Genomic DNA, 14,596 nt, shown 5'->3' on the forward strand with positions numbered 1-14,596 from the left:
CCTTGTTTGGGTTGCGCGGCGTGGCCGGGCGCCGGTTTACTGGCCCTTGATGCCCAGCTTCTTGATGAGCGGCTCCCAGCGCTTGAGTTCGTCGTCCATGTAGGCGCGGAACTCGGCGGGCGTGGTGCCGGCGGGATCCATGAACTGAGCCTGCAGGCGCTTGGTGACCTCGGGATCACGGATGGCCTGGATCAGCGCGTCGGACAGCTTCTTCTGGATGTCGGCGGGAACCTTGGACGAGATCACGAAGCCGATCCACGCCGAGCCCTCGATGCCCGGCACGCCGACTTCGGCCAGCGTCGGGATGTCGGGCAGCAGGGCGGAGCGCTTGGAGGAGGTGACGGCCAGGGCCTTCAGGCGTCCATCCTTCACCATGGGCATGACGGCGATGGGCGGCAGCGCGGCGAACTGCGTGTCGCCGGACAGCAGCGAGGTCAGCGCCGCGGGCGACGAGGGATAGGGCACGTGGGTGGCGCGCGCGCCGGTCTGCTGCAGCATCAGTTCCACGGCCAGGTGCGACACCGTGCCGGCGCCCGTGGAAGGGAAGTTGTACTTGTCCGAATTCTTCTTCAGCGCTTCCAGCAACTGGCCGATGTTGTCGATGCCGGCCGAGGAGGGCACGACCAGCACATTGGGCTGGTGCACCGCCAGCGTCAGCGGCGCCAGGTCGGTCGCCGGCGCATAGGGCAGCTTGTCGAACAGCAGAGTATTGTTGACCAGCGGGCCGGTAATGGACACGCCGAAGGTATAGCCGTCGGGCTTGGCGTTGGCGATGGCATAGGTGCCGATGTTGCCGCTGGCGCCCGGCTTGTTCTCGATGACGATGCTCTGGCCCAGGATGGCGCCGGCCTTTTCGCCAACGATGCGCGCCACCTGGTCGGGGCTGGAGCCCGGGCCGAAGGGCACAATGGCCTTGAGCGGCTGGGCCGGCCAGGCCTGGGCCTGCGCGGCGGCCAGCGGCGCAAGCGCGGCCAGTCCCAGGATCAGGGCATGGGCGGCGATACGGCGCGCGTAGGGCTTATGCATGGGTGTCTCCGAGATCCTTCATGGTGTTGAAGTAGGTTTGTTCGTTGGCGATGAAGGCCGCGACCATGGCGCGATAGGTGGCGTCCACCACCTGGTCCAGGTTGGCGAAACCCTGGTTGTGGCGTTCGGCCAGCAGGCGCGCCTTTTCGAAGACCTGGGCCTGGCGGGCCGGGGCGCTGACCTGGAAGGCGTCGCGCTTGAAGCGCGCGGCGTCCTTCACGTACATGGCGCGTTCGGCGATCAGGCGCACGATCTCATCGTCCAGCCTGTCGATGTTGGCGCGCACTTCCGCCAGGTTGGCGCATAGCGGGCGGTAGGCGGGATCGGTGTATTCGCGCAGCGGCGCGCCCTGGGTGTCGGGTTCCTGGTTGCTCACTTGGTGTAGTCCGGTTGCTGGGTGGGAGCCGCCTGCTGGAAGGCGGGCTGCGCATTGCAGTGTTCATAGACGCGCATGGCGCGCGGATAGGCCGACAGGTCGCAGCCCATGCGCTGGGCGTTCGCCATCTGCGGCACCAGGCAGCAGTCCGCCAGGGTGGGCGCGTCGCCGTAGCAGTAGGCGCCATGGCCGTGGCGCGCCAGCAGCGCTTCCACAGCCGTCATGCCCTCGCGGATCCAGTGGTGATACCAGGCGTTCTTCTGTTCTTCGCTGGCGCCCAGCACGTCCTGCAGATAGCGCAGGATGCGCATGTTGTTGACGGGGTGGATGTCGCAGGAGATGGCGTCGGAAAGCTCCAGCACGCGGGCGCGCTCCAGCGTGCCGGCGGGGATCAGGCGCGGCTCGGGATGGGTGGCGTCCAGGTAGTCGACGATGGCCAGCGACTGCGACAGCTGGGTGTCGCCATCGATCAGCAGGGGCACGCCCGCGGAAGGATTCTTGGCCACGTAATCCGCCGCGCGCTGCTCCTGCTTGCGCAGGTTCACAGGCAGATACTCGTACGGCAAACCCTTGAGCGCCAGCGCGATGCGCACGCGATAGGAGGTGGAACTATTGAAGAAGCTGTGCAGTTGCATGCGGGTTCCTGGAAGGTTCACACCATCTGCACGCTGAGCGTGCCCAGGCCGTCCACGCCGCCGACCATCTTGTCGCCGCGCACCACCGGACCCACGCCTTCGGGGGTGCCGGTGTAGATCAGGTCGCCGGCTTCCAGGCGGAAGTACTTGGACAGGTAGGCGACGGTTTCGGCGACGGACCAGATCAGCTTGCCGATGTCGCTTCTTTGCTTGTCGGCGCCGTTGACCTGCAGCCAGATGGCGGCCAGGTCGATGTTCTTGACCGCGCCGGCAGGATGCAGGGGGCCGATGGGCGCGCTCAGGTCGAAGGCCTTGCCCAGTTCCCAGGGCCGGCCGGCTTCGCGCATCTTCATCTGCAGGTCGCGGCGGGTCATGTCCAGGCCCACGGCATAGCCCCAGACGTGCTGCAGCGCGTCGTCGACGGCGATGTTGGCGCCGCCCTTGCCAATGGCCGCCACCAGTTCGATCTCATAGTGCAGATTGGCGGTCTCGGAAGGATAGGGCAGCGACAGGGTGCTGCCTTCAGCCACCGGCACCACGGCGTCGGCCGGTTTGCAGAAGAAGAACGGCGGTTCGCGGTCGGGGTCGAAGCCCATTTCGCGGGCATGGGCGGCATAGTTGCGGCCGACGCAATAGACGCGGCGCACGGGGAAGCTGTCCTGGCTGCCGGCAACGGGCACGGCGATGGGAGCGGCGGGGTCGAAGACGAAAGACATGGGTCACCTTTGAGGAATGCGGGGCGGGGCCTGGCGCGGCCCCGGCCTGATACGGAAGTGGAGGGAGCGCGCCGGCCTTTAGCCGACGCGCGCTTCGCGCCACACGCCCAGCGCGTCCTGCACGGGGCGGTCGGAATAGCTGAACAGGGTGGCGTCGTCCAGCGCGGCCAGCTGCACAGGCTGCCAGGACGGCGCGACGAAGACGTCGCGCGGGCCGAAGTGGAATTCCTGGTCGCCGATGCGCGCGGTGCCGCGGCCTTCGACCACGCTGTAGACCGTGGAGTCGGTGCTGCGGTAGGTCTTGCCCTGGAATCCGGAGGGCAGGAACTGCATGAAGGTCGCCATGGTCGGCATGGGGTAGCCGCCGGTGGCCGGATTCAGGTAGCGCAGCTTCACGCCGTCCCAGGGGTCCAGTTCGCCGTGGCGGTAGAGCTGGTCCAGGGCTTCGCGGCTGCGTTCATAGGGGTAGTTGAAGATGGGCGATGTGCCGCTGGAGGTCTGGTGGCGCACGGGCGCCATGTTGTGGCCGTAGCGCGCCATGCTGTCGCCCTCGGGGCGGGTCACGGGTTGTGTGGCCGAGGGATAGTTTTCGGCGAAACCCGCGTCCAGGAAGCGCAGCAGCGGAATGTCCAGGCCGTCCAGCCAGACCACAGGCTCGCCGCCTTCGGCGGTTTCGGCGTTGCCATGGTCATGCCAGGTCCATGACGGTGTGATGATGAAGTCGCCGGGGTGCATGGTGGTGCGTTCGCCGTTGACCGCGGTGTAGGCGCCGCGGCCTTCGACGATGAAGCGCAGCGCCGACTGCGTATGGCGGTGGCTGGGCGCGATTTCGCCGGGCAGGATCAGCTGCAGGCCCGCATACAGGCTCTGCGTGATGCTGGCCTGGCCGGGCAGGCCGGGATTCTCCAGGATGAGCACGCGCCGCACGGCTTCTTCCGCCGTGATGAGCGAGCCGGACGCCATGACGTCGTCGCGCACGTCTTCGTACTTCCAGATGGCGGGGACGCAACGCGGCGCGGGTTCGCGCGGCACCAGGTTGTGCAGCGACTCCCACAAGGGAGCCATGTGTTTTCTGGCGATGCGTGCGTAATAGGCGGCGCGGTCCGCGCCGGGGGTGTGACCGTCGGGCATGCTTGTCTCCGGAATGTCCGGCTGGCGCCGGCTTCGCGTGGCCGCCGCGTGGCTCGCGGCTGGTCCTGATATGGAGACGATTATGCGTAAGGAGCTATGTGTTTTGAAATGAATTTATCTTATTATCCATACCAATAAGAATATACATAGACGAGACGAGGGCCTGCATGGACTGGACCCACCGGTTGCGCCTGCGCAATCTGAAAATGCTGCTCAGCCTGGCCCAGACCCGCAACATCAGCCATTCGGCGGCGATGCTTAATACGACGCAGCCGGGCTTGTCCAAGTGGCTGAAGGATCTGGAAGACGACATCGGGCTGCCGCTGTTCGAACGGCACGCGCGCGGCCTGCGGCCCACGCCGCACGGCGACGTGCTGATCGCGCATGCCCAGCGGGTGGAGGCGCAACTGGATCGCGCCAGCGCGGACATGGCGGCCTTGCGCGAGGGCGGCGGCGGCCGGGTGGTGATAGGCGCGTCGGGCGCGTCGGCGTCGGACACCGTGCCGCTGGCGGTGATGAAGCTGCTCGAGCGCATGCCGCAGGCCCGCGTGAAGCTGGTGGAGGGTACGACCGACCAGTTGCTGGCGCAGTTGGCGCAGGGCGACCTGGACATCGTGGTGGGGCGTTCGGCGCCGGAGCATCACGACCCGGCGATCCGCTTCGAGGCCCTGTACCTGGAACCCATCCACCTGGTTGCGCGGCCGCGCCATCCGCTGTTCGCGATCGAGCAGCCCTCTTGGCCAGACCTGCTGTCTTACCGCTGGATCCTGTGGCCAAAAGGCACGCCTATCCGCAATGCGGTGGACGCGGCGCTGGCGGCGGCGGGCCAGGCGCCGCCGCCGGACCACGTCGAATCGAATTCGGTGACCATCAATCTCACGTTGATCAATAACAGCGACATGATCGGGGTGGCTTCGCACCGGGCGGCGCTGCGGTTTTCGCAGATGCGGGCGATGCGGATCATTCCGGTGCGTCTGTCGGGCTTCGGGTCGGTGGCGATGTACTGGCGCGAGGATGCGTTCCGTCCGATCGCGGTGCAGGAGGCAATGGCGGCCTTGCGCAGCACGGTGGCGGAACATGCGCCGGGCGCGGCGAGGGCATGATGGAGGCGCCGCGGGCGGGCCTGAACGCGTTGATCGCGCAGTGCCGCAAGCTGGAGGCGGCGCTGCCGGATCAGGACCAACCGGCTGCGTCGGCGGCGATGCATCGCTTCGTGGCGGAGATGGATGCGCGTCGCGCGCCGCCGGGGATGTGGTCGCCGCTGGTGTTGGCGGTGTTGGTGATGACAGGCGGGCTGGGCGTGGGGATAGGTCTGCTGAGCCTGCTGCTGCGCGGCGCGGGGCCGGCGTTGGCGGCGTTCGCGCTGGTGCTGGTCTGTGCGGCGACGGCCCTGGCGTTGGCCATTGGCGTGGTGGCCTTCATGGGCGGGCATGCATTCGGCCTGGTGGTGCTGAAGCGGCTGGCCTTGGGCTTGATTGCTGTCGGCTTCCTGGGCGTGATCGCGTGGACGCAGGGAGATGTTCGGGCGGTGGGGCCGGTGGTGGCTTTGCTTGGCGGGTTGGGGGCTTGGCTGGTGCTCAATAGCAATGGGTTTTATGTGTTTGCGGGGTATCAGATGGCGCGGAGGTATATGGAGCGGCGGGGGTGATGGTTTGGTTTTTGAGGCTGTGGGTTCTTGAGGAGGCTGTAGGTTCTTAAGGCGCCCGTCGCGTCGGCGGCCTGCGGGGCGCGGGGCAACGATTGCGGTCCGGAGCGAAGGCTCCGGACCGCAATCGTGGGCGCCCGCCACTCAGGCGCCCGCGCCGACGGGCGGCCTACGAAGCACCTGGTGCGACGGAGCAAGCCTCAACCCTACTCCGACAACGGATCCTGAAACTGCGAACACTTCACCTGCACCAGCCTCCGATCCTGCAATCGCAAAGCCGTCAGCGACCCGCCCCAAACGCACCCCGTATCCAGGCAGATCACGTCCGGCCGCTGCAGCAACCCCAGCGTAGACCAGTGCCCGAACACCGTCGTGACGTTCCGCGTGGCGCGGTTGGGTACGTCGAACCAAGGTACCAGGCCGGTCGGCCAGGCGCCCGGCGTCACCTTGGTGGCGAATTCCATGTGGCCATTGGGCGTGCACAGGCGGATGCGTGTCAGCGCGTTGATGATGACCCGCATGCGCTTGCCGCCCTTGTGGTCTTCCTTCCACGTGGCCGGCTCGTTGCCGTACATCTTTTGCAGCGCCTTCTGCCAGTTCGGCCCGCGCAGGGCGTCCTGGACTTCGCCGGCCAGCGCCAGCGTCTTGGCCACGTCCCATTTGGCCAGCGTGCCGGCATGGACCAGCAGGTGGTTCTGTTCGAAGTGGGCCAGCGGGCGAAAGCGCAGCCAGTTGATCAGGTCGGCCGCGTCCGGCGCGCGCAGGACGTCCTCGAGCGTGTCCGATTTGGACGGCTTGCGTACCCCCGCGGCGGTGGCCAGCAGGTGCAGGTCATGGTTGCCCAGCACCGAGGTCGCGCGGTCGCCCAGGTCGATGATGCGGCGCAGGGTTTCTAGCGATTCGGGACCGCGGTTGACCAGGTCTCCGGCGAACCAGAAGCGCGACTGGGGGTCGCCGACCAGTTCGGGGTGGGACAGCAAGCGATCCAGCGGCGAGCAGCAGCCCTGCACGTCGCCGATCATCCAGATACTGCCGTTCATGCGGGACTTTTGCTCCAAGGCCAACGTTGTTGCGCGATCCGCGTGATGGTGTGGCGGTACTCCATGTAGCCCATGGCGCCCAACGCCACGATCATGGCGCCGATGTTCGGACCCAGGGCGGTCAGCCAGGCCGGCCATTTGCCCAGCATGCCCACGTTCAGGGCCAACTGGTTCAGCATGAAGAAGCCTACGCCCAACAGGATGCCGATGAAAACCTTGGCGCCTACGCCGCCGCGGCGTGTCTGCATCAAGCCGATGGGAGCGGCAATGGTGATCATGACCAGCAGGGTGAACGGATACGCCAGTTTGCGCCACAAGGCGACGACCTGTCGACCATATTGCAGCTGGTTGTTGCGCAAATAGTCCACATAGTCCAGCAGCGTGGCGATGGACATGCGTTCAGGGGTCAGCACGCGGGCCAGCAGGCGCTCGGCGCTGAGCGTGGTGTCGATATTGCGCTCGGGCACCTTGACCACGGTGGCGGGCGGGTTCTTGGGCGGACGCGCGTTGGCCAGCGCCTCGGCGGCGTCGTCGTCCAGCCGGGTTTCGGTGACGTCCTTGAGCAGCAGGTCGCCCTGCGTGAACAGGCCGGTCGGCGCGGTTGACAGGGCGGACAGCGTCTGATCCTTCTTGAATTCGTAGAGGATCACGGAGTTGACCTGCCCGTCGCCCTTGAGTTCGCCGATGTTGATGATGCGGGTGCCGCCGTTGGCGGTGGGTTCCTTGAACCAGTAACCGCTCTTGAGGCGGTCGCCGCCGGCCTTGCCGCGGAACAGCAGGTTGGCCTCGCCGGATTTGATTTCGGCCCAGGGCGTGACGTACTCGGACAGCAGGCCCGCTCCTATCATCAGCGGGATCGTGACGATCCAGAGCATGCGCAGCAGCTTCATGCCGCTGACGCCGGATACCCGCAGGATGACCAGTTCGTTGCGCTGGGCCAGCCCCGCCAGCGCCAGGATGGCGCCGATCAGCAGGCCGATGGGCAACAGGTCGTAGAGACGGGTCGGGATCGCCAGGGCCTGCATGTACAGCAGGGCCATCATGGAGAACTTGTCGCCGACGTTGTCCAGATCGTCCACCAGCGCGAAGAACGTGAAAAGGCCCAGCAGGGCCATGAGGACCACTGCGCAAGAGCGATAGATCTCGCGGGCCAGGTAGCGACGTGCGGTACGCATGAAGAAAAGGAGGAACGCCTAAACCCGAAAGCTTAACAAATCCCGCCGCTCAGGGTGGGGCCGGAGGGCCGGATCCGTGTCAGGGGATGTCGACCATCTGCATCCGCCGCGTCAGGACGCCCACCCGGGAGTTCAGGTACCGGGTATTGCGGTGGGCGTCATAGAAGCGCGGGTTGGGCAGCATGGCCGCCAGCCGGGCCGACTGGCTGGCCCCGAGGTTGGCGGCGGAGGTATTGAAATAGTGCTTGGCGGCGGCCTGGGCGCCGAACACGCCTTCGCCCCATTCCGCCACGTTCAGATACAGCTCCAGGATCCGTTCCTTGCTCATGACGTGTTCGATCATGTAGGTGAGTACGAGTTCCTGGCCCTTGCGGATGTAGCTGCGGGAGCTGGACAGGAACAGGTTCTTGGCCAGCTGCTGGGTGATGGTGGAGCCGCCGCGCATCTTGCTGCGGCCGGCTTCCTGTTGCTTCTGGTTGTATTCCCAGGCCTTGCGGATGGCGTCCCATTCGACGCCGTCATGTTCAGTGAAGTTGGAGTCCTCGGACGCCACGACCGCGCGCTTGAGGTTGCGGTTGATCTTGTCGTAGGGCACCCATTCGTACTTCAGCTCGAAATCGGGGTTGCCGTCGCTCAGGCGGGATCGTTCCTCGCGCATGATGGCGCTGCTGCCCGGGGGGCGGTAGTTGTACCAGACCACCTGGGCGAACAGCCAGAACTGATAGAGCAGCACCAGGCACACCAGCGCCATCAGCGCGCCGCTGATGATCCGGAACCAGGAGCGGCCCTTGCGCGTCGCCATGCCGTCTATTGCCCGGCCTTGAGCGCCTCGCGCAGCGCGGCCAGCACGGGGGCGGGGTCAGGACGCACGCCATGCCAGATGTAGAAGCTTTCGGCCGCCTGACCCACCAGCATGCCCAGGCCGTCGGCCGCAAGTGCGGCGCCGTCGGCTTGGGCCTGTTGCATGAAGGCGGTGGGCTGGGCGCCGTACATCATGTCGTAGGCGGCCGCGCCGGGCGCATAGAGGCCCGGGGGCAGGTCCGGGGCGGCGTTCTGCAGGCCGCTGGCGGTGGCGTTGATGACCAGGTTCCAGCCGCCGGCAAGGGCGGCGTCCGCCAGGCTGCCGCCCGTGACCGCGGTCTGCGGCGACACGCCGCTCTCGCGCCAGGAAGCGGCCAGTTCTTCCGCCTTGGATGCGGTGCGGTTGACGATATGGATGCGGGCGCAGCCGGCTTCGGCCAGCGGCTGCAGCACGCCGCGGGCGGCGCCGCCCGCGCCGACCAGCAGCACGGACGCCCCGGTCAGGCGCACGCCCAGGCGCAGCAGGTCGGACACCAGGCCCACGCCATCGGTATTGCAGCCATGCCAGGCGCCGTCGCGCCAGGACAGGGTGTTGACCGCGCCGGCGAGGCGGGCGCGGCTGGACAGGCGACCGGCAGCCAGGGCATAGGCGTCCAGCTTGAAGGGCACGGTTACGTTCAGGCCCAGCCCGCCTTCGGCGACGAAGGCGGCGACCGCCTGGGCGAAGCCGTCCACCGGAGCCAGCAGGCGCTCGTAGCGCAGCGGCTTGCCGGTCTGTTCGGCAAACATGGCGTGGATCTGGGGCGAGCGGCTGTGCGCGATGGGGTTGCCGATGACGGCGTATCTGGCGAGAGGGGGCGCCTCGGTCATGGGGCTTGTGTTTCCAGGGTGTCGTTGACGAAATGCCAGGTGCGGGTGATGACCAGCACGTCCGTGTCGCGCGCGATATCGGGCGGGAACGGCGGGAAGGGGGCGGCCAGCTGGACGATGCGGCGGGCCGCCTGGTTCAGCACGGCATGCGGCGAAGGCTGGTCGATCTCGACGTTGGCGATGCTGCCGTCGGCGCGCACCGACACCGTGATACGCAGGGATCCGTAGATGCGGCCGCGGGCCTCGTCCGGGTAATGCTGGGTGCCGACCGTTTCGATGCGGGTGCGCCAGGCGTCGAGGTAGGCGGCGTAGCGCGAGGCCTCGGCGGAAGGCGCGACGAATTGCTTGCGCGGTTCGGCGCTGTATTGCTGGACCCGCGCCGCCAGGGCGGCCACCTGGGCGCTCTGGATGATGCTGGCCTGGTCCTCGGCGTCGCGACCGAGGTCGGCGCCGTCGGGCCAGGGGTTGACGGCCTGGCGCTCGGCGCCAGCCTTGTCAGCGGCGCGCAGCTGGGTCATCAGGCGGGTCTGTTCGGCTTCCAGCTGCACCTGGCGGCGCCGCATGGCCTCCAGCACGATGGTTTCGGCCGATTCGCCGGTGCGGGGCAGCGGGGTGGTGGACATGCCGCGTTCGGCGTTGCCGCCGCCGGTCATCTGGTTCTGGGCCTGCGCGCGCGGGGTTTCCGGGGGCGTCTCGCTGCGGGCATTGAGCAGCACGACTTCCAGGCTGGTGGCCGGCGGGCGCGAGAGCGCGGGCGCGCCGAAGCGCCACGCCAGGGCGCCGGCGTGCACCAACAGCGATATCGCGATGCCGATGCGCAGGTAATGCTGGGCGGGTGCGCCCAGCCACCGCAGGTAACGGCTCAGCGAGGAGGGGGAATCAGCGAGGCGTTGCACGTGCGCATTGTAGAGCGAGTCCAGGTCTGCCGGGCGCCAGTAGCGGCTCACACGGAAAGCCTAGGCCTGGCGCGCGTAAGCCCTGGGCCCCGGGTCTGTAACAGACCGGGGCGCAGGCCAGCAGGCGCCTCAGCCGACCGTGCGGGGGAAGACCCAGACTTTGCTGGCGGGCAGCGACAGCCGGCAAGGGCCGGGCTCGCGCCCTTCGGGACCGTAGGCGCGCAGGGCCAGGGTATGGGCCGGGTCGGCGTCGGGGGTGCGGAACAGGTACTCCCAGCGGTCGCCCAGATACATGCTGGTCAGGAGCGGCATGTCGACGTGGTTGCCGTCGGGGTCGTCCGCCAGCCGTACCTGCTCCACCCGGATGACGGCGGTGCCGTCCTGGCCTTGGGCCACCCCCGGGCTGGCCTTGCCCCACAGCGACCAGCCGCGCCCTTCGATGCGGGCCTGGCCATCGCGCACCTCGGTGACCTTGCCGTCCAGCCGGTTGTTGCTGCCCATGAATTCGGCGGTGAACAGGGTGGACGGGGAGCCGTACATTTCCTGCGGCGTACCCTGTTGTTCGATCTTGCCGTTGTTCAGCAGCAGGATGCGGTCCGAAATCGCCATCGCTTCGCTCTGGTCGTGGGTCACCATCAAGGCCGACAGGCCGAGTCGGATGATCAGCTCGCGCAGGAAGGCGCGGGCCTCCTCGCGCAGCTTGGCGTCCAGGTTGGACAGCGGTTCGTCCAGCAGGATGACGGGCGGGCTGTACACCAGCGCCCGGCCGATGGCCACGCGCTGCTGCTGGCCGCCGGACAGGGCGTGCGGATGGCGCTGGCCCAGCTTGCCCAGGCCCAGTTGGTCCAGCACGGCCTGCACGCGTTCGCGCACCTCGGCGCCGGGCACCTTGCGCAGCTTGAGCGGGTAGGCCACGTTCTCGAACACGGTCTTGTGCGGCCACAGTGCGTAGGACTGGAACACCAGGCCCAGGTTGCGCTCTTCGGCCGGGACCTCCTTCCTGGCCGCGCCGTCGTAGACGACGCGCTCGCCGATGGTGATGCGGCCGCGCTTGGGGCCTTCCAGGCCGGCCACGGCGCGCAGCAGCGTGGTCTTGCCGCTGCCCGAAGGGCCCAGCAGCGACACCACTTCGCCTTGGCGCAGCTGCATCGACACGCCCTTGAGCACCGGGTTGTCGCCGTAATCCAGGTGCAGGTCTTCTACAGAAAGCTCAATCATGAAGTTTGACTCCGAATCGCAGGGCGACGCCCAGGCCGATCACGACCAGAACGATATTGATGAAGGAAAGCGCGGCCACGATGTCGATGGCGCCCGAGGCCCACAGCGACACCAGCATGGAGCCGATGGTTTCGGTGCCGGGCGACAGCAGGTAGACGCCGGTGGAATATTCGCGCTCGAAGATCAGGAACATCAGCAGCCAGGAACCGATCAGGCCGTACTTGGCCAGCGGCACCGTGACGTGGCGGGTGACCTGGCCGCGGCGCGCGCCGGCGCTGCGGGCGGCTTCTTCCAGCTCGGGGCCCACTTGCAGCAGGGTCGAGGAGATCAGCCGCAGGCCATAGGCCATCCACACCACCGTGTAGGCCAGCCACACGCTGAAGATGGTGCTGCGCATGGCGCGCAGCCATTCGATGAAGTTCTCGCGCAGCCATTCCGCGAAGGGCAGGGCCGACAGCCAGCCGCCTTCGTCCAGGGCGTTGTCCAGCCACATCGGCACGAACAGGAACACCCACAGGAACGCCAGGCCGGCCAAGAGGCCCGGCACCGCGCGCGGCACCAGCACGCTGTAGTCCATGAAGCGCGTGACGTTGTCCGGCTTGCGGTGCATGGCCAGGCCCACGAACATGTAGCAGAACACGGCCAGCGCGCCGCCGAACACACCGATGGCCACCGAGTTGACGATGGCGCGCATCAGGTTGGGCTGAGAGAACACGGTGCGGAACGCATCCAGCGACAGCACGTCCAGCAGCGACACGCCCATGCCCCAGTTGGACACGAACGCGCGCAGCAGCACGCCCAGCAGCGGCACCACGATGGTCACCAGCAGCCAGAACGCCACCACGCCGCCGGCCACCCAGCGCCACTTGCCCAGCGGCAGGGCACGGGCGCGCGAGGCTTTGCCCTTGACCGTGACAAAGCGGTTGGCGGTGCGCATCAGGCGGCGCTGCAGCATCACCAGCGGGATCGTCATGCAGATCAGCACCACGGCCACGGCGGCCATCAGGTGATAGGACGGGATGCCCAGCTTGTTGGTGAGCTTGTACAGATAGGTCGCCAGCACCAGGTTGCCTTCCGGATCGCCCAGCACCAGCACCAGGCCGAACACCTCCAGCCCCAGGAAGAACAGCAGCACGGTGGCGTACAGCATGGCCGGACGCACCATGGGCAGGCTGACCGACACCATCACGCGCAGCGGCGAGGCGCCGGACACGCGCGCGGCTTCCTCGACATCGGAACCCATGCTGCGCAGCGCCGACGAGATATACAGGTAGGCGTGCGGCACGTGAGTCAGGCCGGCGATGATGACGATGCTGGTCAGCGAATAGACGTTCCAGGGCACGAAGCCCAGGATGTTTTGCGCCCAGGTCGAGAAAAAGCCCACCGGGCCCGCGGCCACCACATAGCCGAAGCCCAGCACCATGGGAGACACGAACACCGGCACCAGGATCAGCGGCTCGATCCAGCGGCGGCCGGGCAGGTCCGTGCGTATCATCAGGAAGGCCAGCATGCCGCCCAGCGGGATGGCGATGACGGCCAGGCCGAAGGCCAGGATGAAGCCGCTTTTCAGGGCCTTGTAGAAATCGGGGTCCGCGAAGATGAAGCGGAACGCGTCCAGGCTGAAAGTCTTGGACGGCGTGAAAAAGGGCGCGGACAGAAAGCTCTGGATGATGATGAACGACAGCGGCACGTAGATGGCCAACGCCGTGATCAGCACCACCACGCCGCGGGGCAGGGACTGCCATTTCGAGCGCAATGACTGCATGGGGAATCCTGTGTTCTTGAATGGCGCGAAGGTCGCGCGGCCGGGTCGGGGGCGACCGCCCCGGCGGCGGTCAGGGGGACTGCGGCGCGCTGCCGTCCCCTACGCGCGAGGCGGCCCGGAACCGTGGCTCCGGGCTGCGCGGCATTACTTGCCAGCCGCGGCGCGCCAGTCCTTGATGAACTGCAGGCGCTTGTTCTGTTCCAGGTAGTCCAGCAGCGTTTCGTTGACCGGAATCGGCTTGAGCGAGGCGCCCAGCTTCTTGGTCATGCCGTCCACATCGTTGTCGCCTTCGATGTCGTCGCGCACGGAGGCCAGGTCGGCCTGGTTCGCCAGGATGGTCTGGCCTTTCTGCGACAGCATGTAGTCCATCCACAGCTTGGCGGCGTTGCGGTTCTTGGCCTTCTTGCTGATGAAGGCCACGCGCGACAGGACAAGCGCGTAGTCGGTCGGGTAGGCCACGCCCAGCGACGGGTCGCTCTTGGCGCGCGTTTCGGCGTAGGAACCCAGGATGTTGTAGCCGATCAGGTTTTCGCCGGAGGACACGCGTTCCATCATGGTGCCGGTGGACGACTGCACGATCAGGCCGCCTGCGGCGATGCCCTTGAGCGTTTCAAAGTACTTGGGGTCGTTGACCTTGTCCTGCACCGCCAGCATGAAGCCCACGGCCGACTTCTCGATGTCGTAGGTGGTGACCTTGTTCTTGAACTTGTCCGGCTGGCTGGCGATCAGCTTGGCCAGGGCGCCGTGCGTGGTGGGCACTTCGGCGGCGGGGATCAGGCGCTTGTTGTAGATGAACACGGCCGGTTCGTAGGTCGTGCCGTAGGCGGAATCCTTCCACACCGCCCAGGCCGGCAGCTTGCTGACTTCCGGCGACTTGTACTGCAGCGCGTAGTCGCTGGCCAGCTTCAGCGCCGAGTCCATCGACGAGCTCCAGACGACGTCGCCGCTGGTGCCGCCCGCCGCCTGCTCGCTGATGTAGCGGTTGTAGAGCTCGGTGCTGTTCATGTCGTTGTATTCGACCTTGATGCCCGGATACAGCGCTTCGAAGCCCTTGATGACGGGGCCAGCGGCCTTGGTATCGGTGGTCGAATAGATGACGACCTTGCCTTCCTTCTTGGCGCCGTCCAGGATCTTCTGGTAGTCGGCCGGGTAGCCGGCCGGCACTTGCTGCGCAAAGGCGCTGCCGGCGGCAAGGGCGAATGCAGCGGCGCAGGCGGCCGCCAGTTGGGACTTGGCAAGCATGGGTGTGTCTCCGATGAGTCTTGTGGTTGGAGCGGGATCCGTGTCCAGCTTGCGGGCATC

15 protein-coding genes are annotated in these 14,596 nt (G+C 67.1%); 2 read left to right on the forward strand and 13 right to left on the reverse strand.

All coding sequences use genetic code 11. The features are described 5' to 3' along the window. Nucleotides 1-36: 36 nt before the first annotated feature. The 5 genes from HV793_RS10420 to gtdA all read right to left on the reverse strand — a co-directional run bounded on the left by HV793_RS10420 (nucleotide 37) and on the right by gtdA (nucleotide 3,884). Complete coding sequence (locus HV793_RS10420; RefSeq protein WP_175213093.1) at nucleotides 37-1,026, reverse strand: Bug family tripartite tricarboxylate transporter substrate binding protein; 990 nt, start codon at nucleotides 1,024-1,026, stop codon at nucleotides 37-39. After that, on the reverse strand, nucleotides 1,019-1,402 hold the full coding sequence (locus tag HV793_RS10425; protein WP_054458979.1) for a chorismate mutase: 384 nt from the start codon (nucleotides 1,400-1,402) through the stop codon (nucleotides 1,019-1,021). Before HV793_RS10425 ends, HV793_RS10420 begins: the two co-directional genes overlap by 8 nt. After that, entirely contained in the window at nucleotides 1,399-2,037 is a 639-nt protein-coding gene (gene maiA / locus HV793_RS10430; RefSeq protein ID WP_054458981.1) for a maleylacetoacetate isomerase, read from the reverse strand. The genes HV793_RS10425 and maiA overlap by 4 nt, the downstream gene beginning before the upstream one ends. Before the next feature lie 17 nt (nucleotides 2,038-2,054). Further along, nucleotides 2,055-2,753, reverse strand: a complete 699-nt coding sequence (locus HV793_RS10435; protein WP_175213094.1) for a fumarylacetoacetate hydrolase family protein — start codon at nucleotides 2,751-2,753, stop codon at nucleotides 2,055-2,057. Nucleotides 2,754-2,831: 78 nt separating this feature from the next. Then, on the reverse strand, nucleotides 2,832-3,884 hold the full coding sequence (gtdA, locus tag HV793_RS10440) for a gentisate 1,2-dioxygenase (protein ID WP_175213095.1): 1,053 nt from the start codon (nucleotides 3,882-3,884) through the stop codon (nucleotides 2,832-2,834). Between the two features lie 167 nt (nucleotides 3,885-4,051). Between gtdA and HV793_RS10445 the strand changes: the two genes are divergently transcribed. Next, entirely contained in the window at nucleotides 4,052-4,987 is a 936-nt protein-coding gene (locus HV793_RS10445; protein ID WP_054458988.1) for a LysR substrate-binding domain-containing protein, read from the forward strand. Then, complete coding sequence (locus HV793_RS10450) at nucleotides 4,987-5,532, forward strand: hypothetical protein (RefSeq protein ID WP_175213176.1); 546 nt, start codon at nucleotides 4,987-4,989, stop codon at nucleotides 5,530-5,532. The genes HV793_RS10445 and HV793_RS10450 overlap by 1 nt, the downstream gene beginning before the upstream one ends. Before the next feature lie 203 nt (nucleotides 5,533-5,735). On the opposite strand, the gene HV793_RS10455 is transcribed toward HV793_RS10450, so the two are convergent. The 8 genes from HV793_RS10455 to HV793_RS10490 all read right to left on the reverse strand — a co-directional run bounded on the left by HV793_RS10455 (nucleotide 5,736) and on the right by HV793_RS10490 (nucleotide 14,536). Next, entirely contained in the window at nucleotides 5,736-6,569 is an 834-nt protein-coding gene (locus tag HV793_RS10455) for a symmetrical bis(5'-nucleosyl)-tetraphosphatase (RefSeq protein ID WP_054458990.1), read from the reverse strand. After that, nucleotides 6,566-7,744, reverse strand: a complete 1,179-nt coding sequence (gene lptG / locus HV793_RS10460) for an LPS export ABC transporter permease LptG (protein ID WP_054458992.1) — start codon at nucleotides 7,742-7,744, stop codon at nucleotides 6,566-6,568. Before lptG ends, HV793_RS10455 begins: the two co-directional genes overlap by 4 nt. A 79-nt stretch (nucleotides 7,745-7,823) precedes the next feature. Continuing rightward, the gene (mtgA, locus tag HV793_RS10465; protein WP_054458994.1) at nucleotides 7,824-8,546 is read right to left on the reverse strand and encodes a monofunctional biosynthetic peptidoglycan transglycosylase; all 723 of its coding nucleotides are present in this window, start codon (nucleotides 8,544-8,546) and stop codon (nucleotides 7,824-7,826) included. Nucleotides 8,547-8,551: 5 nt separating this feature from the next. Further along, nucleotides 8,552-9,415 carry a shikimate dehydrogenase gene (gene aroE, locus HV793_RS10470; RefSeq protein WP_054458996.1) on the reverse strand — a complete coding sequence of 288 codons (864 nt, stop codon included), beginning with the start codon at nucleotides 9,413-9,415 and terminating at the stop codon, nucleotides 8,552-8,554. Continuing rightward, complete coding sequence (locus HV793_RS10475) at nucleotides 9,412-10,311, reverse strand: TonB family protein (protein WP_119450721.1); 900 nt, start codon at nucleotides 10,309-10,311, stop codon at nucleotides 9,412-9,414. The genes aroE and HV793_RS10475 overlap by 4 nt, the downstream gene beginning before the upstream one ends. Nucleotides 10,312-10,440: 129 nt before the next feature. Continuing rightward, nucleotides 10,441-11,529, reverse strand: a complete 1,089-nt coding sequence (locus tag HV793_RS10480; protein ID WP_119450718.1) for an ABC transporter ATP-binding protein — start codon at nucleotides 11,527-11,529, stop codon at nucleotides 10,441-10,443. Continuing rightward, a complete protein-coding gene (locus tag HV793_RS10485; RefSeq protein ID WP_175181757.1) occupies nucleotides 11,522-13,294 on the reverse strand; it encodes an ABC transporter permease in 1,773 nt (590 codons plus the stop codon). The genes HV793_RS10480 and HV793_RS10485 overlap by 8 nt, the downstream gene beginning before the upstream one ends. A 144-nt stretch (nucleotides 13,295-13,438) precedes the next feature. Further along, nucleotides 13,439-14,536, reverse strand: coding sequence for an ABC transporter substrate-binding protein (locus HV793_RS10490; RefSeq protein ID WP_054459002.1), 1,098 nt, complete (start codon nucleotides 14,534-14,536; stop codon nucleotides 13,439-13,441). Nucleotides 14,537-14,596 lie beyond the last annotated feature (60 nt).

The organism is Achromobacter aegrifaciens (genome assembly GCF_902859965.1).
In the GTDB taxonomy this organism is placed as follows: Bacteria; Pseudomonadota; Gammaproteobacteria; order Burkholderiales; family Burkholderiaceae_B; genus Achromobacter; species Achromobacter aegrifaciens.